At 47.1% G+C, this 26,565-nt stretch carries 31 protein-coding genes; 17 read left to right on the plus strand and 14 right to left on the minus strand.

All coding sequences use genetic code 11. The features are described from left to right. From AC2JC8_RS04885 to secF, 7 genes are all read left to right on the plus strand, one after another. The coding region (locus AC2JC8_RS04885) for a PDDEXK family nuclease (RefSeq protein WP_484594286.1) at window positions 1-236 on the plus strand (236 nt) is incomplete at its 5' end. Window positions 237-280: 44 nt separating this feature from the next. Further along, on the plus strand, window positions 281-1,084 hold the full coding sequence (gene rsmA, locus AC2JC8_RS04890) for a 16S rRNA (adenine(1518)-N(6)/adenine(1519)-N(6))-dimethyltransferase RsmA (RefSeq protein WP_484400876.1): 804 nt from the start codon (window positions 281-283) through the stop codon (window positions 1,082-1,084). Continuing rightward, window positions 1,081-1,983, plus strand: a complete 903-nt coding sequence (gene ispE, locus AC2JC8_RS04895) for a 4-(cytidine 5'-diphospho)-2-C-methyl-D-erythritol kinase (protein WP_484419830.1) — start codon at window positions 1,081-1,083, stop codon at window positions 1,981-1,983. The genes rsmA and ispE overlap by 4 nt, the downstream gene beginning before the upstream one ends. Further along, entirely contained in the window at window positions 1,955-2,290 is a 336-nt protein-coding gene (locus AC2JC8_RS04900; protein ID WP_461556892.1) for a DUF3082 domain-containing protein, read from the plus strand. Before ispE ends, AC2JC8_RS04900 begins: the two co-directional genes overlap by 29 nt. Before the next feature lie 186 nt (window positions 2,291-2,476). After that, window positions 2,477-3,454, plus strand: coding sequence for a pyruvate dehydrogenase complex E1 component subunit beta (locus tag AC2JC8_RS04905; protein ID WP_484400873.1), 978 nt, complete (start codon window positions 2,477-2,479; stop codon window positions 3,452-3,454). Then, on the plus strand, window positions 3,451-4,908 hold the full coding sequence (gene secD / locus AC2JC8_RS04910; protein WP_484419829.1) for a protein translocase subunit SecD: 1,458 nt from the start codon (window positions 3,451-3,453) through the stop codon (window positions 4,906-4,908). Before AC2JC8_RS04905 ends, secD begins: the two co-directional genes overlap by 4 nt. Then, a complete protein-coding gene (gene secF, locus AC2JC8_RS04915; RefSeq protein WP_484594287.1) occupies window positions 4,905-5,870 on the plus strand; it encodes a protein translocase subunit SecF in 966 nt (321 codons plus the stop codon). Before secD ends, secF begins: the two co-directional genes overlap by 4 nt. Before the next feature lie 144 nt (window positions 5,871-6,014). On the opposite strand, the gene AC2JC8_RS04920 is transcribed toward secF, so the two are convergent. The 4 genes from AC2JC8_RS04920 to mnmH are packed head-to-tail and all read right to left on the minus strand — an operon-like array spanning window position 6,015 to window position 9,443. Then, the gene (locus AC2JC8_RS04920) at window positions 6,015-7,085 is read right to left on the minus strand and encodes an AI-2E family transporter (protein ID WP_484594288.1); all 1,071 of its coding nucleotides are present in this window, start codon (window positions 7,083-7,085) and stop codon (window positions 6,015-6,017) included. Further along, the gene (locus tag AC2JC8_RS04925; RefSeq protein WP_484594289.1) at window positions 7,082-8,110 is read right to left on the minus strand and encodes an AI-2E family transporter; all 1,029 of its coding nucleotides are present in this window, start codon (window positions 8,108-8,110) and stop codon (window positions 7,082-7,084) included. The genes AC2JC8_RS04920 and AC2JC8_RS04925 overlap by 4 nt, the downstream gene beginning before the upstream one ends. Then, window positions 8,085-8,423 carry a photosystem II reaction center protein Psb28 gene (gene psb28, locus AC2JC8_RS04930; RefSeq protein ID WP_255131548.1) on the minus strand — a complete coding sequence of 113 codons (339 nt, stop codon included), beginning with the start codon at window positions 8,421-8,423 and terminating at the stop codon, window positions 8,085-8,087. The genes AC2JC8_RS04925 and psb28 overlap by 26 nt, the downstream gene beginning before the upstream one ends. A 24-nt stretch (window positions 8,424-8,447) precedes the next feature. Then, entirely contained in the window at window positions 8,448-9,443 is a 996-nt protein-coding gene (gene mnmH / locus AC2JC8_RS04935; protein ID WP_484594290.1) for a tRNA 2-selenouridine(34) synthase MnmH, read from the minus strand. Between the two features lie 29 nt (window positions 9,444-9,472). Here mnmH and AC2JC8_RS04940 point away from each other — a divergent pair, with 29 nt between their 5' ends. Together AC2JC8_RS04940 and AC2JC8_RS04945 are read left to right on the plus strand one after the other, a co-directional pair. Then, window positions 9,473-10,177: a GUN4 domain-containing protein gene (locus AC2JC8_RS04940; protein ID WP_484400845.1), complete on the plus strand. Its 705-nt coding sequence runs from the start codon at window positions 9,473-9,475 to the stop codon at window positions 10,175-10,177. A 28-nt stretch (window positions 10,178-10,205) separates the two neighbouring features. Beyond that, entirely contained in the window at window positions 10,206-10,622 is a 417-nt protein-coding gene (locus AC2JC8_RS04945; protein WP_484400846.1) for an ATP-binding protein, read from the plus strand. Here the strand turns inward: AC2JC8_RS04945 and AC2JC8_RS04950 are convergent. Continuing rightward, window positions 10,619-10,870 carry a DUF6439 family protein gene (locus tag AC2JC8_RS04950; protein ID WP_484400847.1) on the minus strand — a complete coding sequence of 84 codons (252 nt, stop codon included), beginning with the start codon at window positions 10,868-10,870 and terminating at the stop codon, window positions 10,619-10,621. The two genes, AC2JC8_RS04945 and AC2JC8_RS04950, sit on opposite strands and share 4 nt — an antisense overlap. A gap of 47 nt (window positions 10,871-10,917) precedes the next feature. Here AC2JC8_RS04950 and AC2JC8_RS04955 point away from each other — a divergent pair, with 47 nt between their 5' ends. Continuing rightward, on the plus strand, window positions 10,918-11,202 hold the full coding sequence (locus AC2JC8_RS04955) for a hypothetical protein (RefSeq protein ID WP_484594291.1): 285 nt from the start codon (window positions 10,918-10,920) through the stop codon (window positions 11,200-11,202). Here AC2JC8_RS04955 and AC2JC8_RS04960 read toward each other — a convergent pair. Together AC2JC8_RS04960 and AC2JC8_RS04965 are read right to left on the minus strand one after the other, a co-directional pair. Beyond that, the gene (locus tag AC2JC8_RS04960; RefSeq protein ID WP_484594292.1) at window positions 11,164-11,514 is read right to left on the minus strand and encodes a copper-binding protein; all 351 of its coding nucleotides are present in this window, start codon (window positions 11,512-11,514) and stop codon (window positions 11,164-11,166) included. The two genes, AC2JC8_RS04955 and AC2JC8_RS04960, sit on opposite strands and share 39 nt — an antisense overlap. A 131-nt stretch (window positions 11,515-11,645) precedes the next feature. Further along, window positions 11,646-12,698: a methyltransferase domain-containing protein gene (locus AC2JC8_RS04965; RefSeq protein WP_484419824.1), complete on the minus strand. Its 1,053-nt coding sequence runs from the start codon at window positions 12,696-12,698 to the stop codon at window positions 11,646-11,648. Between the two features lie 156 nt (window positions 12,699-12,854). Here AC2JC8_RS04965 and AC2JC8_RS04970 point away from each other — a divergent pair, with 156 nt between their 5' ends. After that, the gene (locus AC2JC8_RS04970; RefSeq protein ID WP_484400851.1) at window positions 12,855-13,373 is read left to right on the plus strand and encodes a globin family protein; all 519 of its coding nucleotides are present in this window, start codon (window positions 12,855-12,857) and stop codon (window positions 13,371-13,373) included. Between the two features lie 90 nt (window positions 13,374-13,463). Then, window positions 13,464-14,618: a pyridoxal-phosphate-dependent aminotransferase family protein gene (locus tag AC2JC8_RS04975; RefSeq protein ID WP_484400870.1), complete on the plus strand. Its 1,155-nt coding sequence runs from the start codon at window positions 13,464-13,466 to the stop codon at window positions 14,616-14,618. Here the strand turns inward: AC2JC8_RS04975 and AC2JC8_RS04980 are convergent. Continuing rightward, the gene (locus AC2JC8_RS04980) at window positions 14,542-15,057 is read right to left on the minus strand and encodes a nucleoside deaminase (protein ID WP_484400852.1); all 516 of its coding nucleotides are present in this window, start codon (window positions 15,055-15,057) and stop codon (window positions 14,542-14,544) included. The two genes, AC2JC8_RS04975 and AC2JC8_RS04980, sit on opposite strands and share 77 nt — an antisense overlap. A gap of 11 nt (window positions 15,058-15,068) precedes the next feature. On the opposite strand from AC2JC8_RS04980, the gene AC2JC8_RS04985 reads away from it, so the two are divergent. Continuing rightward, window positions 15,069-16,457, plus strand: coding sequence for a pyridoxal phosphate-dependent decarboxylase family protein (locus AC2JC8_RS04985; RefSeq protein ID WP_484400854.1), 1,389 nt, complete (start codon window positions 15,069-15,071; stop codon window positions 16,455-16,457). Window positions 16,458-16,502: 45 nt separating this feature from the next. On the opposite strand, the gene AC2JC8_RS04990 is transcribed toward AC2JC8_RS04985, so the two are convergent. The 4 genes from AC2JC8_RS04990 to AC2JC8_RS05005 are packed head-to-tail and all read right to left on the minus strand — an operon-like array spanning window position 16,503 to window position 21,275. Then, entirely contained in the window at window positions 16,503-18,116 is a 1,614-nt protein-coding gene (locus tag AC2JC8_RS04990) for a YcjF family protein (RefSeq protein ID WP_484400855.1), read from the minus strand. Continuing rightward, a complete protein-coding gene (locus AC2JC8_RS04995; protein WP_484594293.1) occupies window positions 18,116-20,242 on the minus strand; it encodes a transglycosylase domain-containing protein in 2,127 nt (708 codons plus the stop codon). Before AC2JC8_RS04995 ends, AC2JC8_RS04990 begins: the two co-directional genes overlap by 1 nt. Continuing rightward, the gene (gene lspA / locus AC2JC8_RS05000; protein ID WP_484400858.1) at window positions 20,239-20,703 is read right to left on the minus strand and encodes a signal peptidase II; all 465 of its coding nucleotides are present in this window, start codon (window positions 20,701-20,703) and stop codon (window positions 20,239-20,241) included. The genes AC2JC8_RS04995 and lspA overlap by 4 nt, the downstream gene beginning before the upstream one ends. After that, window positions 20,700-21,275, minus strand: a complete 576-nt coding sequence (locus AC2JC8_RS05005) for a biotin transporter BioY (RefSeq protein ID WP_484400859.1) — start codon at window positions 21,273-21,275, stop codon at window positions 20,700-20,702. The genes lspA and AC2JC8_RS05005 overlap by 4 nt, the downstream gene beginning before the upstream one ends. Here AC2JC8_RS05005 and AC2JC8_RS05010 point away from each other — a divergent pair. Then, the gene (locus tag AC2JC8_RS05010; protein WP_484400860.1) at window positions 21,220-21,576 is read left to right on the plus strand and encodes an NAD(P)H dehydrogenase assembly family protein; all 357 of its coding nucleotides are present in this window, start codon (window positions 21,220-21,222) and stop codon (window positions 21,574-21,576) included. The two genes, AC2JC8_RS05005 and AC2JC8_RS05010, sit on opposite strands and share 56 nt — an antisense overlap. Here AC2JC8_RS05010 and AC2JC8_RS05015 read toward each other — a convergent pair. Both AC2JC8_RS05015 and AC2JC8_RS05020 read right to left on the minus strand, forming a co-directional pair. Continuing rightward, window positions 21,536-22,762, minus strand: a complete 1,227-nt coding sequence (locus tag AC2JC8_RS05015; protein ID WP_484400861.1) for a M16 family metallopeptidase — start codon at window positions 22,760-22,762, stop codon at window positions 21,536-21,538. The genes AC2JC8_RS05010 and AC2JC8_RS05015 overlap by 41 nt on opposite strands. A 10-nt stretch (window positions 22,763-22,772) precedes the next feature. Continuing rightward, entirely contained in the window at window positions 22,773-24,071 is a 1,299-nt protein-coding gene (locus AC2JC8_RS05020; RefSeq protein WP_484400863.1) for a M16 family metallopeptidase, read from the minus strand. Between the two features lie 46 nt (window positions 24,072-24,117). Between AC2JC8_RS05020 and AC2JC8_RS05025 the strand changes: the two genes are divergently transcribed. The 3 genes from AC2JC8_RS05025 to AC2JC8_RS05035 form a co-directional block, all read left to right on the plus strand. Then, window positions 24,118-24,852 (plus strand): phycocyanobilin:ferredoxin oxidoreductase, encoded by a 735-nt coding sequence (locus tag AC2JC8_RS05025; protein WP_484594294.1) that lies wholly within the window; start codon window positions 24,118-24,120, stop codon window positions 24,850-24,852. 70 nt (window positions 24,853-24,922) lie between these two features. Beyond that, the gene (locus tag AC2JC8_RS05030) at window positions 24,923-25,768 is read left to right on the plus strand and encodes a lipid ABC transporter permease (RefSeq protein WP_484594295.1); all 846 of its coding nucleotides are present in this window, start codon (window positions 24,923-24,925) and stop codon (window positions 25,766-25,768) included. 12 nt (window positions 25,769-25,780) lie between these two features. After that, on the plus strand, window positions 25,781-26,565 hold a 785-nt coding region (locus AC2JC8_RS05035; RefSeq protein WP_484400866.1), incomplete at its 3' end, for an ABC transporter.

Below are 26,565 nucleotides of genomic sequence, written 5' to 3' on the forward strand. Positions count from 1 at the left end.
GCTTGCTCCTTGTGGAGGTGAAGGCCCGCAGCCGAGTGGGGCCCGATGGCTGGGGTACTGGAGCATTTGGAATTCTGAAAAGGAAAAAATTAGAGCGCAGTTTTTCCTGTTGGTTGGCTTTGCATCAAAGTTGGCATAACGCTTCTGTTGAAATCGTGTTAGCCCTTGTGCCGATAGTTTCGTTGCCCAGCCAACGACTACAAAAACCGATCCGCTGGCTGATTTGGCATGGGTGATGTTGCACAGTGATTAGATAAGTAACTGGAAAAAGCCTTTTTTTATGGGTTTTTCAGGCCACAACGCCCGTAAACGCTTTGGGCAGCATTGGCTGAAAGATGCCGCTGTTCTAAATCAGATCATTGAGGCTGCTGAATTATCAGCTTCTGACATTGTTTTGGAGGTTGGCCCTGGGCGTGGCGCCCTTACCCAGCGCTTATTGAATCAGCCCCTGTTTCGCCTTGAAGCAATTGAGTTGGATCGTGATTTAGTGCAGGGTTTGCAGCAGCAATTTGGAGCTGATCCGCGCTTCCATCTGCAACAAGGCGACGCCCTAGTAGTGCAACTTCCAGAGGCAAATAAAGTGGTTGCAAATATCCCTTACAACATCACAGGCCCTCTACTGCAGGTTCTGCTTGGTCGCCTTGATCAACCGGCGCCCCATCGCTTCCAATCATTGGTGTTGCTGTTACAAAAGGAGGTGGCGCAACGTATTACCGCAGCACCTGGGGATAGCAATTTCAGTGCCTTGAGTGTGCGGATGCAATTGCAATGCAATTGTTATTCAATTTGCGAAGTGCCGCCCCGTTGTTTTGAGCCCCCTCCCAAGGTTATGTCTGAAGTGATTTGCTTAAAACCGCGGGCAATTTTGCTTGATGCTCAGATCGCTAAAATTGTTGAGCAACTTTTGAATTCCGCCTTCGGTGCTCGACGCAAAATGATACGTAATACGTTGGCAGCTTTTGCGGAAGGGGAGAAATTTCAAAACTGGCTAGAACAAGCATGTGTTTCTCCCGAACAAAGGCCCCAGGAAATTAGCCCTGATAAATGGGTAGCTTTAGCATCTTCATTGCCATCAACACTTTGAATACAAGCACTTTAATAAAAGCACCAGCAAAGCTCAACTTGCATTTAGAAGTTTTAGGTTTACGCCCAGATGGCTTCCATGAATTGGCCATGGTGATGCAGAGCATAGATCTATTTGATTTGATCAGTGTTGAGGCCGCAGATCCAGGTTTGGTGTTGCTTGAAAGTTCTGATCCTCAGCTAGCGGTGGATCAGAGCAATTTAATTATCAAAGCGGCCCATGCGCTTAAAAACCATTGTGGTCGGCCTGAACTAGCGGCAAAATTGCAGCTTAAAAAAAATATTCCAATCGGGGCCGGGCTAGCTGGCGGCTCCAGCGATGCCGCTAGCACTTTGCTCTTGCTAAATAGGTTTTGGCAACTTGATGTTTCGATGCTGGAATTGCAGCTACTGGCAGCGGAGCTGGGATCTGATGTGCCTTTTTGTCTTAGCGGTGGCACTCAATATTGTTTTGGCCGTGGCGAAAAACTAGAGCCGCTTCCGAGCACACCAAAGCTTGCCGTTTTGCTTATCAAAGATCCAGCTGCCCAGGTGAGCACTCCATGGGCCTATAGCAAATGCCGCCAATTGAGGCAGGAGTTTTACCTAAATGAGGAGCAGGATTTTGAACATCGACGCGCTCAACTACGCAAAAAATCAAATCAGCAATGGCATGAGCTGCGTAATGATTTGCAGGAGGTGGTGGCTCCTGATGTTGCAAGTGTGCGCTCTGGCTTAGCACTGCTAGAGAGCAGCGCACACTTGCTTGGGTGTGCCATGAGCGGATCAGGCCCAAGCCTTTTTGGTTTGTTTTTAGATCGCAGCTTGGCTTCCGCCGCCGAACTGCAATTACTGCCTGCGTTGCGGAAGAATGGATTCGATCATTGGGTGTGTGAGTTTGAGCCAGCTAGAAATTTCTAAAAGCGCCGAAAAAGCAGCCGAAAAAGCAGCAGTTAAAAAGGGCCCCTTGAGCTATTTGAGTGGCAGTCTTACCAGTGCCCTTTTTTGTGGTTTGGCGATCAGCATCACCTGGCGCATCATTGGTTATTACAGCGACAGACCACCCCACTACAGCCAGCGAATAGCTCAATCCATTGCTACGGCAGTGAAAACATTATTAATAGGCAGCGGTTGCCTCGCTACATTCACCTGTGGCTTGATCAGCATCGGTTTGTTTTTGCTCTTCATCCGCTCACTCCTACCTACTAAGCCAATACCTGCCGATTAAGCTCACTTCACATGAGTTAAATCTATGACTCCCCATGACTTGGGGTTACTGGCCCTGCTGCTCTCCCCCGGACTGCTGCTATCTGTTTTATTACTTACCACCTTCGCTGCTGGTGGCTAGGGCCCTGTCCCGCTGATAGGTTGGGCCCTGCCGGAACAAGCCGGCCTTCTGTGTGCCCTGACTTTTGTGGCTGAAACCCTTCTTTTTAACGCCCTACGCGAAGCCATCGATGAAGAGATGGCTCTAGACCCATACGTTTGCGTGATGGGTGAGGATGTTGGCCAATATGGCGGCTCGTATAAAGTTACAAAAGATTTATATGAAAAATACGGAGAATTAAGAGTACTAGACACTCCTATTGCTGAAAATAGTTTTACTGGAATGGCTGTTGGTGCAGCAATGACCGGGCTGCGGCCAATCGTTGAAGGGATGAATATGGGATTTTTATTGCTTGCTTTTAATCAAATCTCCAACAACATGGGAATGTTGCGTTACACGAGCGGTGGTAATTTTACAATTCCCACTGTTGTACGCGGACCAGGAGGTGTGGGTCGCCAACTTGGAGCAGAACATAGCCAAAGATTAGAAGCTTACTTTCATGCTGTTCCCGGGATAAAGATTGTTGCCTGCAGCACCCCAAGGAATGCGAAGGGGCTTATGAAGGCTGCAATTCGTGATAACAATCCAGTTCTATTTTTTGAACATGTTCTTCTTTATAACTTGAGTGAAGAAATACCTGAAGGTGAATATACCTGCGCATTAGACAAGGCGGAGTTGGTAAGAGAGGGTAAGGACATTACACTGCTTACTTATTCGCGTATGCGTCATCATTGTTTAGAGGCAGTGAAGCAGGTGGTTGAAAAGGGCTACGACCCTGAGCTAATTGATTTAATTAGTCTTAAACCATTTGATATGGAACTTATAAAGCAATCCGTTGCCAAAACTCATAGGGTTATAATAGTTGAAGAATGTATGAAAACAGGTGGAATCGGGGCCGAGTTGATTGCCTTAATTGTTGAAAATTGCTTTGATGATCTCGATGCACCTCCAGTGCGTTTATCTAGTCAGGATATTCCAACTCCATACAATGGAAAATTGGAAAATTTAACAATTATTCAGCCTAATCAAATCGTATCAACCATAGTTTCTATGGTGCAGAGATGACTAAATCTCAAGGCTGGTTAGCCTTAATACTAGCTCTTGCTATTGGAAGCGTACTTGTTTTACGTAGCTTGCCACTTTCGCTGGGGCTAGATCTCAGAGGTGGATCACAATTAACACTTTTAATAAAACCAGCTGGTGCAATAAAAAAAATAGAGCCAAATAAATTAGAGGCTGTTAAGGATGTTCTTGAGCGCCGCGTTAATGGCTTAGGGGTATCGGAAGCAACGGTAACTAGTTCCGGAGAGGATAAAATTGTTGTTCAATTGCCTGGTGTGCAGGATCCTCGCAAAGCAGCGGAGGTGCTTGGCACTACAGCGATGCTGGAGTTTAGGGCGCAGAAACCTGATACCGAACAGGAGATGACAGGTTTAATGAAGCTTAAGCGCTTGCTTGTTGCAAAATTAGATCAGTTGGTAGGTAGAGATAAAAAAGGGCCAGATGTGGATAAATCATTAAATGAATTACTTAAATCACTAAATCTCAATTCACCTGAAGGGGCATCTGAGCAGCAACAATTAGAGGCGATTCTTACCGACACAAATAGACGCATAGTTTCCCTTTTCGAAGCTCCTGCTTTCACAGGCACTCACCTAATAGATGCTGGTAGGCAACAGCAGCCCAATAGTCAAGCTTGGGAAGTAACGTTGAGATTTGATCGTATTGGTGGAGATGAGTTTGCAGCATTAACAAAGTCGATTGCTGGCACAAATCGTCTGCTTGGAATCATGCTTGATGGCAACTCAATTAGTGAAGCCAGTGTTGGACCGCAGTTCGCTACAGCTGGTATTACCGGCGGTTCTGCAAGCATTACCGGTCAATTCACTGCAGAGCAAGCGCGCAACCTTGAAGTCCAGTTAAGGGGAGGAGCTTTGCCATTGCCTGTTGAGATTATTGAAAATCGCTCCGTTGGCCCCACCCTAGGTGCTGAGAATGTACGCAATAGCTTGGTGGCAGCAGTGCTTGGAATTGCACTTGTTGGATTTTTTATGATTGTAATCTATAGAGTGCCAGGATTTGTTGCAGTGTTGGCACTTTGTTTATATGCTCTTTTTAACTTGGCAATTTATGCACTTATACCTGTTACTTTAACATTGCCAGGCATTGCTGGTTTTATATTATCAGTTGGTATGGCAGTTGATGCAAATATCTTGATCTTTGAACGCACAAAAGAAGAGCTTCAAGACGGGAACAGTTTATTTCGATCTGTTGAAGCAGGATTTTCTAGGGCTTTTTCATCCATATTTGATGGTCATTTAACAACACTAATAAGTTGTGCAGCTCTCGGTTGGTTGGGTACAGGTCTTGTTAGGGGTTTTGCTATAACCCTTGCTGTTGGTGTTCTACTAAGTTTATTTACAGCCCTCACCTGCAGCCGAACCTTGCTGCGTTTAGTTCTTAGTTATCCAGCCTTGCGTAAACCAGAGTTCTTTTTGGGTTCCCCCTCTCACCCATGACATCCTCCAGCGGCGCTTTGCTGCGAGAACCTTCCTTCCGCATTAATAAATACCGGCGCTTTTGCTTCGTATTAACAATTGTTTTTCTCATTTTAAGTGTTTTGGGATTGCTTTTAAGTTGGCTTTCACCAATTCACGCTCCGCTTAAGCCCGGGCTTGATTTCACTGGTGGCACTGCAATTCAAGTGGAGCGCATCTGTAGCCCAAGCTGCGCAAGTTTTTCTATGGAAGAATTACGTAAAACACTCCCTGCAAATGCTGTAGTCCAAACTCTTGATGCTGGTAAAGCCATCAGCGTTCGTACAGTTGCCCTCAGCCCTGCAAAAAGTGGTGAAATTGTTGAATCCTTAAATAGGGTGCTTGGCCCGATCCAAGCCAGTGACACCCAAATAAATACGATTGGACCTTTGCTTGGATCCCAGCTCCTGCGCAGTAGCTTACTTGCTCTGATTGTTAGTTTAGCTGGTATCGCTATTTATATTTCTCTTAGATATGCCCGTTTATATGCTGCTATGGCTTTGATGTGTCTTATTCATGATGTAATTCTGACCTCTGGAATTTTCGCTTGGCTAGGTTTGCTTGCAGGGGTTGAGGTTGATAGTTTATTTGTTGTAGCTTTACTTACAATAGCAGGATATTCAGTTAATGATACTGTTGTTATCTTTGATCGAATCCGTGAGCAGCAGCAAGTGCTGCCAGATCTTACTGTGGAAGACCAGGTTGATCGTGCCGTAGCTGGTACATTAAAGCGCTCCTTTTATACAATTACCTCAACCATCTTACCTATCATTGCGTTAATTTTCTTTGGTGGGGATAGCCTATATTGGTTTGCGGTAGCTTTATTAACTGGGGTGTTAATCGGCGGTTGGTCTAGCATTGGTTTGATTCCGCCATTACTTCCATTGCTTGGCGGAAAACTCCCTTCAAAAAGTTCAACAGATAACCCAGAGTTAGTTGCGTGAGATTTAAGCAATTTTTAGCTATAACGGTTTGGTTTTTAGCTTTAAGCGAACTTCGTATCGAATTAGCCTTACTATTTCAGCACTTCACATGGACGACCTTTTTATATGCGGTTTCAGCAAATAAATTAGCAACAATAATGTTGATTATTTCTCCACTTTATTTCGCGCTGGCAGGTAGGCCTTTAACGTCCAGCGATCCATAATTTCCTTAACAAAAATTTCTTCAAGTAAAACCTGAAGTACTACTATTGTTGGTAGCGCTAATAATACTCCCGGAAGACCCAGCAAGGCTCCCAGGCTCAATTGAGCCATAAGAGCAACAGTTGGCAACAAATTAACAGTATGCTTTAAGAGAATTGGAGTTATTAAAAAAGCCTCTGCATTTTGTATTATAAGTCTCATTATTATTACCTGTAAACTTAATAATGGAGATATTAGTAGTGCCAATGCCGCTGGCACTAATGTTGCTACCGTTGGCCCGATAGTTGGTACAAACGTAAGTGCACCGCAGATCATGCCACTTAATAATGCCAACGGAACTTTTAACCATGCAAGACCAGCCCAGGTAACTAAAAACACCAATGACGCAGAAATTGTCATTCCAGCAAGCCAGCCACCAAGGGCTGCTCTGCACTCTCCTAGTAATCTTTTGACATGTTCCCTATAAAATCGTGGGCTTGAGGAAATAATTAAACGGGTATGACTCGGTGGATCTAAACATAACAAAACAGCTAATAAAGTCATTAATATTAATTGCAACGATCTGTTTACAGCTCCTCCGGCCAAGCCTAATAATTGACTGCCAAATGGTTGAAGTTTTTGTAGGTTAGAGATTGAATTTAAGGAATTGAAAGAATTTTGAAGGTCTTGCAAGCCCTTTATTTCCCCGGTAAGTAGAAATAATTTTTGAATAAGAATAGGGAGTAATTGATTTAAGGTTTTAATTTGCTCCAGTAGATCTGGCAACAGCATTGTGCCTAATTCCCAACCCAGGAAACATAGAAGCGCCAATACAACTAGCAGTGCTTGTGGTCTTTTTAATCTCAATCGTCGAATTAATAGTTGCACCGGAACATCCAGTGCAACAGCCATCACAATTGCACCAAATAAAACCAGGAGTACCCAACGTAATTCCCAGGCCAATATGCCAAGGCCTAGTAGGGCGACGCTCCCAAGCAATGCAGGCCAATTAAAGGCTTGGCTCGGGCGATTCATGCTCCTAATGGCCTTTTCCAGCCATCAAGTAAATCATTAATTAATAAATCTCTAATCAATACTTGGAAACATACAGCCATCGGCAAAGCAAGAATTAAACCCAACGGACCAAAAATTAGTGTGAACCCCACCTGCGCCGCTAGGGTTAGTCCAGGTAATAAACGTAATTGGTGATGCATTACAGATGGGGTAATTACATAACTTTCTAAATTTTGAATTATTATGTAAAGAGCTAAAACAGCTGCTGCCTTCCATGGCGATTCCAAAACAGCAACAGCCATTGGAAAAATCGTTCCAATCGTGGGACCAACATTTGGTATTACATTTAATAATCCGGCTAAAATACCATTTGCAATTGTAAGTTTGACCCCTAGCAAACTAAGCCCAAAAAACGCCAGTAATCCTACACATATTGAACTCAGTAACACGCCAAACATCCAACTTTGTAAGGCTAATCCGCATCGATCAAGCACTAGCGCAAACTTTTTTCTGTAAAAGGATGGTGCTAGCGATACTGCCACTTGGTAGTAACTCTTGGGTTGAGCTGCAAGCATTACTGTAACGGCCAATACAAATAGTGATTGCAAAGCTGCGGCGCCAATATTACCTACAAATCCAAGTATTGGTTTAACTCCTCCCCCCAGATTTAAATTTGTTTTTTGACCCATTCTTATAAAATAATTATCTCCTAATCCTGTTAAATATGCTGCTGCTTTTGGTAATTGATCAAGCAATTCTTTAAATTGTTCTATAAATGGTGGAACAAGTTGGGAAACCAACAATGTTACTAAAAGTATAATTAGCCCCAAAGCCATAAATAAAGCCTGCCAGCGCTTTATTTTTAGGCTCTGCTCAATACCGCTCACTAAGCTTGATAAGGCGACACATAACACCACAGCAGCAAATAGTTGTATTAATAATTCCCGCAATTGCCAGCAAATTGTTGCTGCAGCCAGCAGGGCAACCAGGCTGCACCATTGGGCAAAACCCATCCGAGCTTCAGCTCTGGTTGAATCCAAGTTCATGGCCTTCTGCGTAGCGCTCAGCAAAGCGCATGAATCGCTCAAAGTCTGCCTCACTTTTCCAGGTATAGGTAGCTTCAAGAGCGCTGGCTTTGCCATTCACAAAGCGACCTTTTACATCTCTTGTGATTAATTCCCCTTCATCATCAAGCAGAAACATGCCTGTGATGTCTCCCACGGCGTTTGGTGCTAGAGCGTCTGGCTCCTCAAAAATGAATAGGGCCTGACCAGTCATGCCGTCCCGTGAACGGGTGAGCTTAATTTCTGGAATCACCGTCTCATCAACACCACGAAAAAACTGAATTGAGGCAGCCATCACGTCACCGTTAAAGCGAGAAGCTTAAGCACCCTCAAGCTGCATCAGCATTTCGGCAATTGTTTCAGCAGTTTTCCCCTCCCCTGCAATGCGTTTAAAGCCCATCTGCCTTTTTTGCAGCTCCTTTATGTAGTAACGGTCGTAGTAGTCAAGGATTTCTGCGCATGCTGCTTCAAGGTTGCCGTCGCGGATATTGGCAACTGCAATTGCGGTGCGTTGAGGCCCGAGCCGGCGGCTTAATCGCTGCGTAGCTTCCATTAATCCTTCAATTTCCTGCCTGCCGTAAACCTCCACAAGCAGGCTTATTCGTTCTGTCTTCGGACGCTCAAGCAACACCAGCGGGGCCGTCTGCATCTGTTTCCAAATGCCGTTTGGTATGCGGCAACGCCCCACCTGGGCGCTTTCTGCCTCCAGCCAGATCGGACTCTTGCCCTGTTGCTTATGCAGGCAAATAGCAAGGCAATTCTCAAAATGTTCGCTACTTGGCTGCGCTGGTAAGCCAAGGGCACCAAAACTGCTGCCTCTATGGCTTGCGAGCGCCTCAAGGTCGACCATTGCTCCCCCTTGTTGGGCAATGGCTTGGAGCACCTCAGTTTTACCGCTGCCGGTGCCCCCTCCAAGTATCTGCAGGGGCCATTGCTGCTCAAACAACGCAAGGGCCCAGTTCCTGAAGCGTTTGTAGCCTCCATCGAGCAATTGCACCTCAAGTCCAATTGTTTTTGCTAACCAGCCCACGCTGCCGCTTCTCATTCCACCGCGCCAGCAGTAGATCCTCAGATTCCCCTCAGCTGCTACCCCTTTAATTTCCTCCGCCAGTTTTCCAAGCCGAGGCCCCACCAGCTCAAGGCCCAGCTGAGTGGCGGCATTTGAACCCTGTTGTTTATGGGTGGTTCCAATTAAACAGCGTTCTTTATTGCTGAATAACGGCAGGTTGCTTGCCCCTGGGATGTGGCCTTGTTCAAATTCTGCAGGGCTGCGCACATCAATGAGAGCTGCAGAATTTTCGAGAAAAGCATTCACTGCGATACTTAGCACTGGCCTCTAAAGCGATGTTGACTGTTCCACGTCCCGAGGAACTACTTGAGGGGTTTCTTACTGGTAATGAGCGTCAGCAGCTGCGTTTTTGGCCCCAGCTGCAGGCGCAGGCACCACATCTACAGGAGTTTGCTTGGCAGAAATTGCTGAATCAGCCGCGAACTGCTGTTTCCTGGAGTAGCGGTGCCTTACTGCGGCTGTTGGCATCTGATTCCAGCATGCTCAAGGAGATCAAGGCTGTTTTTCCTGGTGGTTGGTTGCCAGCACCAGTTGGCGCATCTGCTTTATTTGCAGAAATACAGGATGCATTGCTTCTTGAACAGCTTGAAATTGCAGATCGTTTTACTAGCAGTGCACTCAGGGAAATGGCTGGAGTTGCCGCTGTAACTAGGGGCTACGTGTACTACAGCGAGGTCGCGGGGTTTGATCCTGCGCTGTTAGCCCACATTGATGCTTTGTGGTGGCTTTACAGCAATGGTCGCTTTGGATTTCGTATCCAGCAGCGCCTAAGGCAGAGCAGTGATGGCAACTGGGAGAAACTTTGGCTAACTCTCGGTTGGAAATTTGATGGTGTTTGGACCCGGTATCCCAATAGCTTCAATTGGTCCCATGGGGCACCAGAAGGGCATCTGCCCCTTGTTAATCAATTGAGAGGAGTGAGGTTATTCGACGCAATTTTGCGTCATCCAGCTCTCGACGCCGTTACAACCTCTGCATAAGATCAAATGGTTGCGCAATGAGCGCCTGATGACCCAGGCATCCAGCTTTACCCAACGTTGGCGTTGGTGTGAATTCAGCACAACCTCAACCTTGGCTCTGCAGCCACTTTTGGAGTTGTTGCTCGAACCTGTACCTCCCGCCGATAAGGAACTTTTGCAGCTGGGTTTGCAGGAATCATTAGTTAATGCAGTGCGTCACGGCAACGGCGGCGATCCCCTCAAGATTTTGCGGGTAAGACGAATCTTGATGCCAAGATGGTTTGTATGGCAGGTTCAGGATCAAGGAATTGGCCTGCCTCATAAATTTCGAAATGCAAGGTTGCCCGATTGCCCTGATGCCCTCTCGGGGAGGGGCTTATATCTAATGCAGCAATGCTTCGACGACCTGCGCTGGAGCCCCAGAGGTAATCGAGTGCAAATGGCAAAGCGCCGCAGCTCAGATTAGTGACGACTCGGACAACCAGGATCTTTTTGTTCGCGTCTGAGCCAGCGCAGGGCACTTTCAAGCAATTCTGTGGCGTCTTGGTCGCTTAGTTCAGTTTTTTGCAAGGCATGAACTAGAGCGGCTGAAATTTGCTCGCAAGCTCTTCTGTGGCGATCAGATTTGGCTTGATGCCATTCTCGATCGTCAATTTTCAGAAGGTCGTGGAGTTGCCGCGCCTGCTCAAAAATTAGTTCTGGTTGATTCGTCATACCAATCATTTATAGCCATATAGATTTGTGATTGCTGTAAAATCCAAATGAAAATGATAAAGAGGCAAAAACCTATACAATGGTTACACAAGTATGTTGAAATTACAGCTTTATTTGCAAGAAATTTAAATAGAAGAAAAAGATTTGATAGAAAAAGTGAAATTAAATCAACAATGGAGAAGCGTTATCTGCAGCGCCAGCAAATGTTGAAACTTCTTATCTCAAATCAGCCATGGCCCAATATGGAAAATAGCAGGTTTTGGAAAGCTATGCGCTGGGGAGGTGCTGGTTTCCTAGCGGCTCAAGCCTTGCATTACTTCCTGTCTAGGTGATATGGCTGGTTGAAGATGCTGAGCATTACGGATGAGGTCCTCCTGCAATTGCACTTCATCTCCACTTTCCACGTCGATCACAGTTTGGAGCAAATGCTGAGGACCACGCTTCCAGGCATTACGCAGTGAACGCCTCAAGCGATCCTCCACCAAAACCAATCTGTCTGCAGCCTCGTGAGGGCTCTCACCTGCTTCAATATCAGTGCGAAGGCAAACTCCAAAGCCGTAAGCCTCTATTAGCGCTCTTCCGCCAATCAACACCGTTTGGAAGGTCCAACCTTCTAGCCATCTAACCCGGAATGGGTTGTTCATTAACAGCCTCAGGCACAACACCATTTGAGCGGATTAGGAGAACCTTTACAAGTTTTTTCCATTTCTTGTTTCGTTTTTAGAACCAAAGGTATGTGGAAATGATCTCGAGAATGCTGCTTAAGAGCTCCTTTTTAGGGCTTGCTAGCGCACCATATCCTTGTCATAAACCAGGTTTCAGCACTGATCTGGCTAAATCCAGCGTTGTTTAGTCGGGTTTCAATTTGATCTCCGATGTAATCCCGGTAGTAAGGCTCATGAAAAACTCTGCGGAAATTTTCCATTACCGCTTGGAATTGAGGGCTATCAGCTAACTGCACTGAGTCGGCCAGAATCAAAACACCACCGGGACGCAATACTCGAAAAGCTTCTGCTATCACAGCCTGGCGGGCTTCAGCAGGTAATTCGTGCAGCAGAAATACACAGGTCACAGCATCCAACGATTGGTCTTTAAAAGGCAGCTCTTCAGCGTTACCTTGCGTCAATTGAGGTAATTCCCCCGGTTGCTGAGAAAGCCAACGATTTGCCTGGCGCAAATATGCAGTTGAAAGATCTAAACCCACCAACTGTGCTGAACCAAAGGCACCCCTTAATTGCCTGAGGGTGCGACCTGTGCCGCAAGCCACGTCCAGAATTTTGATTTGATTTGCAGACAAATTTGCCTGTTTGAAGCGCTGAGTTAAGGGCTTTAAAATGCGCCGGCGCATGGCATCTGCAGTGCCGTTAAACAAGATCTCAACTTGAAGGTCGTAGAGCTCAGCAGAGCGATCACTTAAGTAGCCATCAGTTTGGTGGTGGAAATTTTGAAGGTAGTAATTAGGAAAACTGTTGCTATCAATACCCGCAGGCAAATCGTGCACGTCTCGGCGCAAGCGGCGGTCCCAAATCTTTGGTAAATCAAGCCACACCAATGGATAACGCAACATCCAATCAAGCCAGGGGGCGTCGAATAATTGGCTGGTGGGATATAAACCTTGCTCCGCTTCTAACCAATCCCGTTCCAGCAGGTTGTCCATGCTTCTGCGAAGAGCCTGCAGGGTTTCTGCAGTTATCGGAACAGTTTCAGCATTTGCCTTAGGGGCCACTAACTCCATCAATTGGGTGCTTATTTGTTTATGGGCAATTCCAAGCAGACTTTTTCCTTGCTGCATGGTTTGGTAAGCAAGCCTTGTCACTGAATCCGCCATTGGGTTGAAGCTGGTATGCGTTGCTCCCATTCCAGCGGATTACAGGCTTGTCCGCGAGATTTAGGTAACTGTTTCTCTCAGAATTAGCCTAAAAATGCAGCATTTGCACTGCAAAAGCATTGCAGGTGATAGGTTTTTGCCATTGGTTTTGATGCCGTGCAGGATGCGATCTCGAGTCTGATCGGTCGCTACGACCAGCAGGGTCGTTACTTCGATGGCTCAGCACTTGATCGCCTTGAGAACTACTTCAGCGAATCTGAATTGCGGATAGCAGCGGTTGATCTCATTAACGGTGATGCCGCAGAGATAGTTCGCGAAGCCAGCCAGCGGCTCTGGCTCTCAGATCCAGAACTGTTACTGCCCGGTGGAAACGCATACACCACAAGGCGGTTGTCAGCTTGTTTGAGAGATCTCGATTACTTCCTGAGATATGCCTCATACGCATTAGTTGCGGCGGATTGGCAGGTGCTTGATGAGCGGGTGCTCAACGGCCTCAACGACACTTACAAATCTTTGGGCGTGCCCACTGGCCCTACAGCCAAAGGAATTCTGCTTATGGCTGAAGTTTTAACTGAACGTCTATCAGCGGTTGGCTACAGCTCTTGCTCTTTGGTTAGAGCTCCTTTTGAGCACATGGCACGCGCGCTCTCAGAAATAAGCCTCAACGGCCTCTGAGCCATTAGAAGTAATCTCAAATCCAAATTCTTGATTAGTTGCGTGAACGCCTCCCCAATTTCCTCAGTAGATCTGCCCAAAAAAGCAAATGTGAGTACTGCCCATCGACTGCACCTAGAACCAATTGCCACTCCCCATCGTTTGCTCCTTGGTCCGGGTCCATCCAATGCAGATCCAAGGGTGCTGGAGGCTATTGCTAGGCCACCGTTAAGCCACCTTGATCCTCTTTACCTGGAACTTATGAATGAAGTGCAGGAAATGTTGCGTTACGTCTGGCAAACAGATAACCGCATAACAATTCCTGTAAGTGGTACAGGCAGTGCTGCTATGGAAGCAACAATTGCCAACACAGTTGAAAAAGGAGACCGTGTTTTGGTGGGGGTTATTGGTTACTTTGGCTTGCGGCTCGTTGATATGTGCAACCGCTACGGAGCAGATGTCGAAGTATTGGAGGCTCCCTGGGGGGAGGCTTTAAGTTTTGAAAGTATCGAGGAAGCAATCACCCGCCATCGGCCAGTACTTTTTGCTCTTGTTCATGCGGAAACCTCCACTGGTGTTTGCCAACCATTGGACGGTATTGGTGCACTTTGCCGCGAGAATGATTGCTTGCTGGTTCTTGATACTGTTACTTCACTAGGCGCCGTTCCTTTGAAGCTGGATGAAGCTCAAGTTGATTTGGCGTACAGCTGTAGCCAAAAAGGATTGAGTTGCCCGCCTGGCTTGGGCCCCTTCACAATGGGGCCAAGGGCAGAAGCCAAAATTGAACGCCGCAAGGGCAAAGTTCCCAATTGGTATTTAGATATGTCTGGTTTGAAATCTTATTGGGGAAAGGATCGTACATATCACCACACAGCGCCAGTAAACATGAACTTTGGTCTTAGGGAAGCCCTGCGGTTGCTTTGTGAAGAGGGGCTTGAAAATGCATGGGTAAGGCATCGTAATAACAGTGAAAAATTATGGCTTGGCTTGGAGGAATTAGGCCTTGAGCTACATGTACCTCATCCTTTACGCCTTCCCACCCTCACCACTGTTCGAATTCCGGCTGGTGTAGATGGGAAAGCATTTTCATCGCATTTATTAAATAAACATGGGGTTGAAATTGGCAATGGATTGGGCAGCTTGGCTGGAGAGGTTTGGCGCATTGGCTTAATGGGCACCAACAGCAGCGCTAGCAATGTTGACCTGCTGCTAAACCTTCTAGAGCTTGAGTTGCCTGCCTTCCGTTCTGGCCGCGTCGCTGTTTAAACCAGTTCTGAAGCAATAGCTCACATTGATCGCGCAAAACTCCGCCGCACACATCCATATGGTGATGGGCGCTAGCACTGCGGGAGAGGTCCAAACAGCCCCCCAATCCACCTCGCTTTGGATCACTCGCGCCGAACACCACTCGCCCCATTCGTGCCTGCACAAGTGCTCCGGCACACATCGGACAAGGCTCCAAGGTCACGATCAATGTGTGCTGGTTGAAACGCCACTGGCCACTGCAGCGACTTGCTTGCCGCAGGGCAATCAATTCGGCATGGGCGAGGGGATTTTGCTCCTCTTCACGGCGATTACTGCCCCAACCAATTGCTTTTCCGTTTGGATCGAGCACAACTGCTGCAACCGGCACCTCGCCTGCGTTGCCAGCGATAGTTGCCAGCCGCAACAAGCGTTCCATCCAAATGCTGTTTGGAATATCCATTAAGGATCAGAATGAAGGATCAATGTTCAAATGGCTTGCAAGCCTTATTCCACAACCCAGATGTTGCCACGGGTTCCTTAGGGGAATTGTTGAACCATTCCAGCGCCTTGCTCTGTAAGTGGTTAGCTGATGCGCCAAATCACGGCCCCAGGCCTGGCCTAATTGTGCAACCCCTTGCAGAACCTGATGTTGCCGGTAAGCAAATCGACGCGCTGTGGCGTGACCTTTCTTATTTGATGGATGGTGCCTATCGCCCCAACCATCCAGGGGCGCTAGCTCACCTTGATCCGCCAGCTCTAAATGTATCTATCTGCGCTGATTTGATTGCTGCTGGCCTTAACAACAATTTATTAGCTGAGGAGCTTTCACCTTCTTTAAGTCGCCTTGAGCGCAGTTTATGCAGCTGGATCGCGCGGCAAATTGGCCTTGGTGACAATGCATCTGGGGTGCCAGCCAGCGGAGGCAGCCTTAGCAATTTGATGGCGCTTACCTGCGCGCGCCGGGCCGCAAATCTGCAGGGTCGTTGTGATGGGGTTGTGCTCACTGGAGCTGGTTCCCATGTCTCCTTAAACAAGGCTTTAGCAGTTATGGGAATGGGGCCAGATTGCCTTTGGCGCTTACCACTTGATCCAGAAGGCCGTTTGTTACCTGCCGTTTTAGCTGATGCCCTTGATCGTGCATATCAACTTGGCTTACCAATTTTGGCGGTAGTAGCAACAGCAGGTACCACTGTGCAAGGTGTTGTAGATCCTTTGCGACAGATGGCCGCACTGTGCAAAGCGGCAGGGGTATGGCTTCATGTTGATGGTGCGATTGGCGGAGTTTGCGCTTTGGTTGATAGCCAGCGCTGGCGAGTGGATGGCATTGAGTTGGCTGATTCAGTTTCTTTAAATCCACAGAAATTACTGGGGGTATCTAAACCTTCATCTTTATTGCTACTACAAGATCCAAATCATTTACGCACCTGTTTTTCCACTGGTTTGCCATATATGGAGCAAGCAACAGCAGACCACGGCGGTGAACTTGGCATTCAGGGTACCCGTGGTGCTGAAGTGCTTAAGTTGTGGATGAGTTTGCAATACCTTGGCCTTGAGGGGATAGAAAAAATACTGGAGGGAGCATTTTTGCGGGCACATTCGTTACGAAGCCTGTTAGAGCCGTTGCCATTGCATTTATTAGCGGGAGATCTACATCTGCTTAGTTTTAACTCTGCTGCTGAATCAGCAGATGAGCAGATAAATTGGCGTGACCGTTGTCATAAACAATTACTAGAATCGGGTTTCTGGCTTTCAAAACCAGATTGGCGAGATCTTCCTTTGCTAAAGGCTGTGTTGGGCAACCCTTTTACCAGCGCGATGCACCTAGAGCAATTAGCTGAAATTATTAGCAGGTCTTTATGACACAAAAAGAACAAAAAGGCCGTTGGGTAGCAATTACAACCGGGATTATTTCTGTGGCCATTGCCTTGGCGTATCTTCTGCTGGTTTTACTGCTTGATCGAATGGGTCCATTGTTGCCACCACCCCCCGAGGCCCTCGGCGCGGCGGTAATTGCTGCACCTGTTGCTTTAGCGGTTCCACCACTCGTGCCAGGGCATCTTCAAGAAAATGTTTTAGATTTAAATCTCTTTTTTCCAAATCGTATTGTTCACGCACTACAGCGGCAATCCCTCCATCTCCCCAATTTTGTTGTTGCCGAAAATAGCTAATAAAACTGCGCCCTGCCAACCGAGTTAACCATGCTCCTGTTACCGCCTGAATCGCTTTTGAGGCAATTAGGGCTGGTAAATTAAGACCCATGGCAGCACTAAGTAAGCCTGCACCTCCTTTAACTAAACCAAGGCTCGCTAAAGTGCGCCCCAGAGAAAGTGCCAATTGCTGCCCTTGAGCCCTAGTTATATTTACGCTGTAAATCTGGCCGATTTCAACAACCATTTGGGCATTTACCGCAGCAGTAGCAAGTAAATCAAGACCAGGTAGTGGAGTTAGGGCAATGGCTCCTGCACCGATCCAGCCGTAGCGATCCACAATTTCTAAGGCATCGCGATACCGCTGTTTATCTAGAAGATTTTGAGAATCAGTGGAAAGACGGCTACTTTGCAATAGGATATTATCTGCCAATAAATCCTCCCCTTCATCCCTAAGTAGCTGGGCTAAACGCATTAAAAGTCTTTCAATCTCAGCCTGAGGTTGCAGCGGCTTACGCCCGGGTTGTGGGATTGATTGAGGTGATCCGCTTGCGCTCACTACATCTTCTGTGCGCACTAAGCCGCCACAGCGAAGTTGTAATAATTGCAGAAGTCTTTTTTCTTCACTCTCACCGCGAAGATCGCATTTATTTAATACCAATATCAAACGTTTGCCCATTTGAGCTAGAGCTTGCAGAATCTTAAATTCACTAGCACGCAGATCTCCATCAACTACAAAAATCAAAAGATCGCCCTGCACCGCTTCGCTGCGAGCCTGCTGTTCACGATCTAAACCGTCTTGGCCAGATTCCAGGATTCCAGGAGTATCTCGCAACTGGATTGAGCGTTGCAGATGAGGTAAACGCAATAAATAGTTTTGGCTTTCTTTTGTAGATCCCATCGCTGCACCCACAGCGCCAATGCGGTCGTTTATTAAGGCTCTTATTAAAGAAGTTTTACCACTGGAACCGCTACCAAAAATAACAACAACTAGATCACCTTTTTGCAAGCTGGCCTCCACTTGCCTGCGGCGCTCTAGCAAGGCTTCCCTTTCCACGGCATCACGTAGTTGAGCTAACTGTTGATCAATTGCTTCTAAATTCTGTTTAGCAGCTGCACTACGGGTACCTGCCGCTTTGGGTCGTTGAGCTTGCTTACGGTTTCCTTTTGCTGAAAACCAAGGTTGTAGAAGTGGATAACAAGTGAGCACCACTGCAGCTAGCAGCAGCAGCAGGGTGGGTCCTACCAACCAGCCAGGCAACCAATAGCTCAATTGCCAAAGCAAGCTGTTAACCGCTTGAAGCACCACCGATAAAATCACGATGGCAAGCAGCAATCCCACCACCAAAAGCCAAGGGCGTGGTGATTTCATCAGCGGGCTTCAGAGTTAGTGCTGCCCCGGCCGGCACTACGCATTATGTCGCCCCAAAGCTCAGCTACCACTGCGCTGCTGGCAGTGGTAGGACTGCTGTCGTCGTTGCCAAGCCAAATCCCCATGACCCAATGCCGGCTGGGTTCATAGCCAATAAAAAGAAGATCGCGCCCCTCATTAGTTGTGCCGGTTTTACCCCCCTCGGCCCCACCAAGGGAGGCGGCACTACCGGTGCCCCCCTGAACTACACCACGCAGCAGGCGCTGCATTAAGCGTGCTTGTTTAGGGCTAATAACGCGACGGCTATTCGATCTTGTTTGAGCTTGTTGGCGGCATCCTTTGCCTGGATTCAGGCAAGGTTCTGCATCTGTGAGCCTGCGAATTGTGGTGGGCTGTTGCCAGACCCCATCGTTTGCAATAGCTCCGTAGGCGGCAGTCATTTCGATCAAGCTGGTTTCACTTTGTCCCAACACCAATCCAGGCACTGCAGCTAAGGGGGTAGTGATGCCAAGATCCCTTGCTTTTTTAACTACTGCATCCAGTCCATATCGTCTACCTAATCTGAGGGCAGCTGTATTACTACTGCTGCCAAAAGCTTGAGATAACGCCAGGCTGCCTCCACAACCAGCAGTAAAACTCTGCCCTCCCCAATCAAGTGGAGCACAGCTGATTAGTGAATCCGGCCGTAAACCCCTTTCAAGGGCAACCAAATAAGTCATTAATTTGAAAGTGCTTCCGGGTTGCCTCAGAGCTTGGGTAGCGCGGTTGAATTGGCTTGTGTTGTAGTCGTTACCACCAATCAGGCTAAGAACAGCGCCGCTGCGTGTATCGAGCACCACCACTGCCCCCTGCTTCACACCCCAGCCATTACCAGGTCTTAAATATTCCCTTAATTTTGCTTCAATTATGTCTTGAAGTACCGGATCAAGATTCGTATCAACAAGGAAATTGCCTTCACCTGCCACCTCTGGGCCTAGAAGATTTTCCAAATCTCGATGCACTTGATCTGAATAAAAGGGCGAGGGGCGTCGTTCTCGTGAAGCGCAGGCCCTCGGGGAGAGCACAACGGGGGTGCGTCTGGCCCGGCGTATTAAATCAGCTGGTGCCCCCCCTTCTGTTGCCATTTTTGTAAGCACACCGTTACGAGCACTCAGAGCTTGTTGGGGGAATGCGCATGGATCGTTGCCATTAGGAGAAGGCAGTAAACCCACTAATAAAGCCGCCTGCTCAAGGGAGAGATCTTTAGCGGTTTTGTTAAAAAATAATTGAGCAGCATCTTCAAAGCCCCAACCAACACCAAGATAAACTCTATTTAAATAACTTAATAACAAATCGTGTTTACTAAATCGTGCTTCAAGTTGTAGCGCTACCATTAATTCTCTCCACTTACGACCAAGAGTTTCTCCTTGTCCCACTTGATCTGGATATAAACTTCTAGCCAATTGTTGAGTAAGTGTGCTGCCTCCTTCTAATACTCTTCCCCCCAGCAGATTTGTAATCAAAGCCCTTGTAGTGCCGATTGGATCGATCCCTGGATGCCACCAAAAACGATTATCTTCACTGGCAAGAAGCGCCTTAATTAATTGGGGTGAAAAGCTAGTTAATTTAGGTAGCTCATTATGCCCACTGCTATTTACACTTGAGAGGGGGCGATTGTTACGGTCGTAGAGCACCATCGGCCCTCTCACTGGAGCGAGACTGCCTCGCACGGCCACACTAAAAGTTCCAAAAGCCAGCAAGAGCAAACTAAAAGCACCGGTGGTTAGGGCTGCAGCACTAATAAATTTAAAAAATTTAAGCCCCCATAAATATTGCTTTAATTGGCGAAATTCAATAATAGGTAATTCCGTTGCAGAGCCTGGACCCAAGTAAATTTGATCCCCATCCCGCAGCTCGATTGCTTTAACTGAGCGACCCAGCCAGCTAATACCATTTGTAGAACCAGCGTCTGTAAGCAACCAATTTCCACGCCGTAATTCTAGGATGGCGTGACGTTTAGACACGGCTGGATGGTTAACAACTATCTCTCCATCACTATCGCGTCCAATACGATAAATTTGGCCATAGAGATTATGGCAAATTGACTCTTTGCCAAACTGATGCAGCCACAGCTCAGCCGCTATCATTTTGTACTCCGTAAGTTGTGCAGCAGTAAAGAAAAAACAGCTAGATTAATTGCTATATCTGCAAAATTAAAGACTGGGAAATTAATAGGCACAAATTCAATAAAATCCACAACAGCCCCTAGCCTCAAGCGATCTAAGCCGTTGCCGATAGATCCGCCAAGCAGCCAACCCGCTGCGCAAAGTTGAAGAAACTGCCATTTTTTTCCGGCTCGCCACAGCCATAACACTAGAAATAGTGCAACAGCAAAACTGATCAAACCGAGCCAGGCGGCACCTTGGGGAAAGAGGCTAAAAGCGGCACCATTATTCCAAACCAAGCGAAGATTTACCAGCCCAGGAATAACAACTTTGCTTGATTGAGGTAGCTGGCTTAGAACTAAATGTTTACTCCACTGATCCAGTATTACTACGCCAATTGCCAGGCCAATACTGAGGCCTCTTACTTGAAGAAGTTTATTCACCGGTTTACCAGAAGTAAGGGGCGCAGCACCCTCGCCAGAACTCCAACAAAACAACAAAGCAGCAATTGGCCTGGTAGGGGGAGAAGGCTATAGGTAAGAATTAGCTGGGGCAAGCCAACGCTCCATCTATTAGCCAAACTACCTAATCCCAGATTGAGCAAACCGCAAATCTGAATTGTAAATAGACCTAACAGTGCTGCCCCGGTAAGGCGCTCTAAACGATCCATGCCATTTTGTTGCACTAGCCGGCCGCAAAGCCAAGCGGCAGGTACAAATCCGGCCAGGTAGCCAAAGGAGGGTTGCTGCAGGTATGCAAGGCCACCACCTTCTTGAAAAACAGGAATAACGCTTATGCCAAGGCTTAAATAAGCCACTGCGGCCAACATTCCCGATCGCGGTCCACACACCAAAGCCGTTAGCAGCAGCGCCGGCACTTGGGCTGTAACTTGTAAATCTTGAAAAACAAACCCCAATTGGGGATTCCACCAGGGCAGGGCCGGTTGTAACAAACCACCAGTGAGAATAAGGAGTAGCCCTACAAGGGCCCCCCACCAGTTCAAGAGGGCGCGCAAGCTCAACCAAAGCTATTTGCCGCCATCCTGCACCAACCCATCGATCCACACAACTTTGACTGATCCATCAGAAGCTCTTTATCCCGTTGGAAGTCTTGTCAAACTGCAAAACCAGCAGCCATGGCTGAAGACCGCCTCAGTGATGCCAGTGTTGCGGCCTGCTGATCTTGTGGAAATCGCTGAGCAGGGGGAAGTGATGGCAATTCACCCTATGCAGAAAAGGGCGGTCAAATTTCGCAGAGGTACTTTTCTTTTAGCTGTTAGCTCATTGCAACCTGCCACTGATGTTTCAGGTCATTAATGGCTGCAGCTGGGCCGCATACACTCAAATTCGGTTTCTGTAGTAGACGTTGTGCAGCCTGCTGCAATTCTGAGGGGCTGATGTGTGGCAATTTTTTGAGACAGAGTTCACTATGGTTTTTGGGCAAGCCATAGCTCAAAAGCGCCGCTAAGCGATCCGCCCTTTGGCTTAGCGTTTCGCAACTTAAGGCTTCTTGCCCTTTTATTTTTGCCACCGCTAAATTCAATTCTGCCGCTGAAATTGGTTGTTCAATCAGCCGCCGCCATTCACCTAAAAAAGCATTCAGAGCTTCTGGTGCCCGATCTATCCCGCATGAGAGATGCCAGATCATCGGCGAATCTGAGCTACGAGTGATTAACTCCGCACCAATGTCGTAGGCCAGGCCCAGTTCCTCGCGAATTATCTGGAACAGGCGACAGCTCATTCCCACCCCAAGGTGTACCTGTAAAATACGAAGTAAGAGAGCGTCAGGATTATCTATTTCAATTGTACGAAAACCAATCATCATTACCACTTGCTCGGTTCTGCAGCGCACAGCAGCAAAATTGTCCAGCGGTTCTGGTATCAATAGCGGACCAGCTTCGATCTTATTTGTCCAGCCTGAAATCCGATTTCCACATTGCTCTTGAAGGCTTGATGGTGGATTCCCTGCGAGCACCAAAAGGGCGCTTTGAGCAGCGAGTTGCTTTGAAATTTGCAGTAATGATTCAGGCTCAATTTTTTCTAGGTCATTTCTAGTGCCGATTGGATCATGGCCATAGGGTCCATCGCTAAATAATAGTTGTCGTAATTTTTCATGACAAAGATAAAAAGGATCTTCTCGCATTCTTTGTATTGTTTGCATGTTTAAATCACGTTCTAGATTTACTTGATCCCTCTCGCAACTGGGCTTTTCAAGCATATCTAATAATAGTGGTAGTAGAAATTTAGCATCATCGTTGTTGCATTTCAAAGCAACAACTAGAAAGTCTTCCCCTGCATCACAGCGCAAATTTGCACCATAACTCTCCACCTTATTTGCAAAATCTTCGGCATTTAATTCACCACAACCTCGAGTTAATACTCCCGCTAAAAGTTGTTGACGACCCCTCTGACCCGGCGGATCTACCCTGCTGCCAAATGCCAAAACTAGGCGGGCAACCAATATTGGTGATTCTGGTTGATGCAATAGTTCAACTTGGTTCATAGGAATAGTTTTATTCAGGTAAAACTTCAAGTATGCAGGCCCTGCTGAGGTCCCATTCTTTTGCGAGTGAATGCAATCGATCCTGGTCCCATTGCTTTAACCATTGCAGAGGTGCATCAAGCGGCAATAAACGTTTTTGAAGGCTGTCCTGCCCGAGATGATGGGTTACCTGGCTGATCGCCTCATGGCTAAAGGTGTAGCCATTGCCAAGTAAGCGCTTAGCCCGCTCTATCTCTTGCAATTCAAAACCCTGCTGAGCTTGAGTTAACAATTTCTCCAATTCTTGCCGCACCTTTGGCAGAGATTCAGGACTGCTAACTGCCTCCAGAATTACCAAACTGCCTCGCTCGAGAGGATGAACCTCCACGTCTATGGATTCCACAAGTTGAAGCTTTTCGCGAAGTACTTTCACAAGCCTTGAAGATCTGCCTTCAGCAAGGGCTGCAGCCCAAAGATCAATCCCCATTAAAGCTTCAGGATCTGCTGCGAAAGGGGCAGACCAAGCTACAAGCAAGCGGGCTGATTCCAGTCTCGGCAGGCTCAGATGGTGTTCCCCCGGTTGCCAGTGCATATGCAAGTCATCTGGATTCAAATCAATTAATGCTGGATCCTGCTCTGCATCAAGTTCACCGATGGGTCCTGCCGCCAACATTTTCAGCAGTTCATCTGATTCAAAACAACCCCCAACAGCAACTGCGCAATTTGCCGCCTTGTAGTGGCGACTTTGAAACCGTTGCATATCTGCAGGCCCATGATTCAAGAGATCGGAACGCAAACCAATAATTGGTCTGCCATAGGGATGATTTCCGCAGGCCAAATGCAACAAGCGCTGAAAAGCAACCTCCTCGGGTTGGTCTTCACTTTGAGATAGTTCTTCAAGCACCACAAGCCGTTCCATTTGAAAAGATTCCCTTTCGAGGCCCGGTTGTAAAACCAGTTGTGGCAGCAAATCACATGCCAGGGCAAGCCCTTCAGGCGGAATCACAAGGTGATATTGCACTTCGTCAAAGCCAGTAGCGGCATTACTAGAGCCACCTATGGATTCAATTTGAAGGTCAAATGCACCAGGCGGAAGATTTTCATTTCCCTTAAAGACCATGTGTTCAAGGAAATGGGCGATACCACTTTCAGTATTTCGTTCCATGGCACTGCCTGCCTGGCACCAAAATTCAATACAAACCACCGAAGCATCGGCAACGGGTAAGTAGGTAATAGGGCAACCGTTACCCAGGAGATGCTGCTGAGGAGCTGGAAAGCCAAGGGCTGAGTTAGGTAGTGTCAGAGAACAAATAACGCTTGCCACCATCATGGTGCGACCAGGGGCCCTTAGGCTCTTTCGGTTGCGAACAAAATAAATGAATAGCTCTCACCCCCTGGTAGGTCGCATAGCCCAATCCTTGCTGCCTCTCTGGCAGCAGCTACCAAAACTTGAAATCCTTCCCCTAGATCCGGATTTAAAAGAAGTGAGGGGTGAACTTGAAGGCGATAATATGGCAATTAGTAATGAACTATTACGCTGCCGTGGATTGCGAAAGATCCACCTTGAAGTTGCTCATATTGGCAAAAATCTAGATATTCTCCACTGCGTAATGTTTCCAGATCCATGTTTTGATCTGCCATTATTTGGTGCAGATATTGTTGCCGGAAGAGGTGGTATTTCAGCAGCCATTGTGGATTTATCCCCCACCGCACCGCAGTTACCACGCAGTATTGATGAAGCCTTAAATAAAATTGAGAAACATAGATATTCCCAACCCCGTGAGGTGCCTCCATGGGGCAAAATTTTTTCTGCGCAAGTACTATTTGTTCGCCCCACCAATAGCACAGAAGAAGAGTGGTTCTTAAAAGATCTTCTTGCTTTTCACCAGATTTTTCTTAACCACCTGATTCTCAGCGAACCAGACGCTGCAAACCACCCGGACAGCAAGATGCGTTATGAGGCACAATTAAATTACTGCGAGCAGCAAAGAAGAAACGACAAAACAAGAAGGGTGCTTGAAGCTGCCTTCAACCCACAATGGGCAGACGATTACATTCAGAATCTGCTATTCGACGATCCCCAGCCCCCCGGAGTTTTGTATTGTGCCTAAAATAAATTTCAATCCTAAACCGCCCCGATTAATATTATGGCTAGCAATTGCTGCAGCTATATTCGGAGCAGTGATTTGGAAGCAGCTAAGCGCTGTAAAGGCTCCGCTCAGCCCTATTGCAGCGAAAAAATCTATAGTTCAACCCCTTGGGGTTACAGCTTTGGGGCGATTATTACCGGCAGGCGATGTGCGCCGCTTGGCTGCACCAAGCGGCGCCATGGGTACGATGCCACGCATCGCTGAATTACACGTAGAGGTTGGAGATAAAGTGGCAGCAGGTGCTTTGTTGGCAAGTTTTGATAGCAAGTTAGATAGCCAAGCAGATATTGCTTTTGCCAAGTCAAGCATTAGCACCTTGTTAGAACGACAAAAGTTACTGCGACAGGAACTGGCTCGTTATCGAAAGTTGCAGCAGCTGGGGGCAACCAGTTTGGAGGGGGTTGAATTGCGGCAACTCAAATTGCTTGAAATTGATCAAGAACTTAGAAATGCACAAGCTGAATTAAATCGTCAAAATGTTAAATTACCATTTACGGAACTGCGAGCACCATTTGCAGGAACAATTTTGCAAGTTCACGCCCGCAGTGGTGAGCGGCCTGGTGCAAGAGGAGTTGTTGACATTGGCCAAAGTAGCGCAATGGAAGCTGAGCTTGAGGTTTATGAAAGTGATATTGATAGGGTAAGAATTGGGCAACTAGCAAAATTGCGTAGTGAGAATGGGGGCTTTTCAGGACAATTGAACGGCAGAGTATTTCGTATAGATCCCCAGGTTCGGCAAAGGGAGGTGTTATCAACAGACCCCACCGCAGACACTGATGCGAGAGTTGTGATAGTTAGAATAAGCTTAGATAATAACGACCGCAAAAAAGTGGCGAATCTCTCTGGTTTGAAAGTAATTGGTAATTTAAAACCATGATGTTTGATTCCTATGTTTGTTGATATCTGGCAAAAACGCAGGATTCCACTTGCCTGGTTACTGCTTAGCCGCCAGCCGGTGCGCTTAGCTATTGCCCTTGCAGGAATTAGTTTTGCAGGAATACTAATGTTTATGCAGCTTGGTTTTAGGGATGGATTATTTGATGCCAGCGTAACTATACATCGTTTATTTGATGCTGATTTAGTTCTTGCCAGCCCGCGCTCAATGAGCTCAATAAGTATGGCTGGTTTTCCAGAAAGACGCCTTATTCAAACACTGGCTGACCCTGAAGTAAATGATGTATCACCTGTGCACTGGAATTTTGTACTTTGGCGAAATCCAGAAACTAGAACAACAAGATCAATTTTAGCCCTTGGATTTGAACCGAGCGATCCGCTTTTAATTGATCCAATGGTGCAGCGGCAAGCATCATATTTGCAACAGAAAGGCAGGGTTTTATTCGATGAACGTTCCCGAAGTGAATTTGGTCCAGTGGCGGATTGGTTTCGCAAAGGTAAAACCGTTGATTCAGAAGTTGCTGGTGTGAGTTTGCGAGTGGCAGGTCTTGTGCAGTTGGGCCCCTCGTTTGGCGCGGATGGAAATATGATTGTGAGCCGTGAAACATTTCGCAGCATTATTCCAGGGAGCTCTAAGGGAAGCATCGAGCTTGGTTTAATTAGGCTCAGTGAAGGCGCAGATCCCATATTGGTATCAGGGAGATTAAAAAAACAACTACCTAATGATGTAACTATATTTACTAAGAAACAGTTTATTGAATTTGAGAAAAATTATTGGCG

It is taken from the genome of Synechococcus sp. (assembly GCF_982614295.1).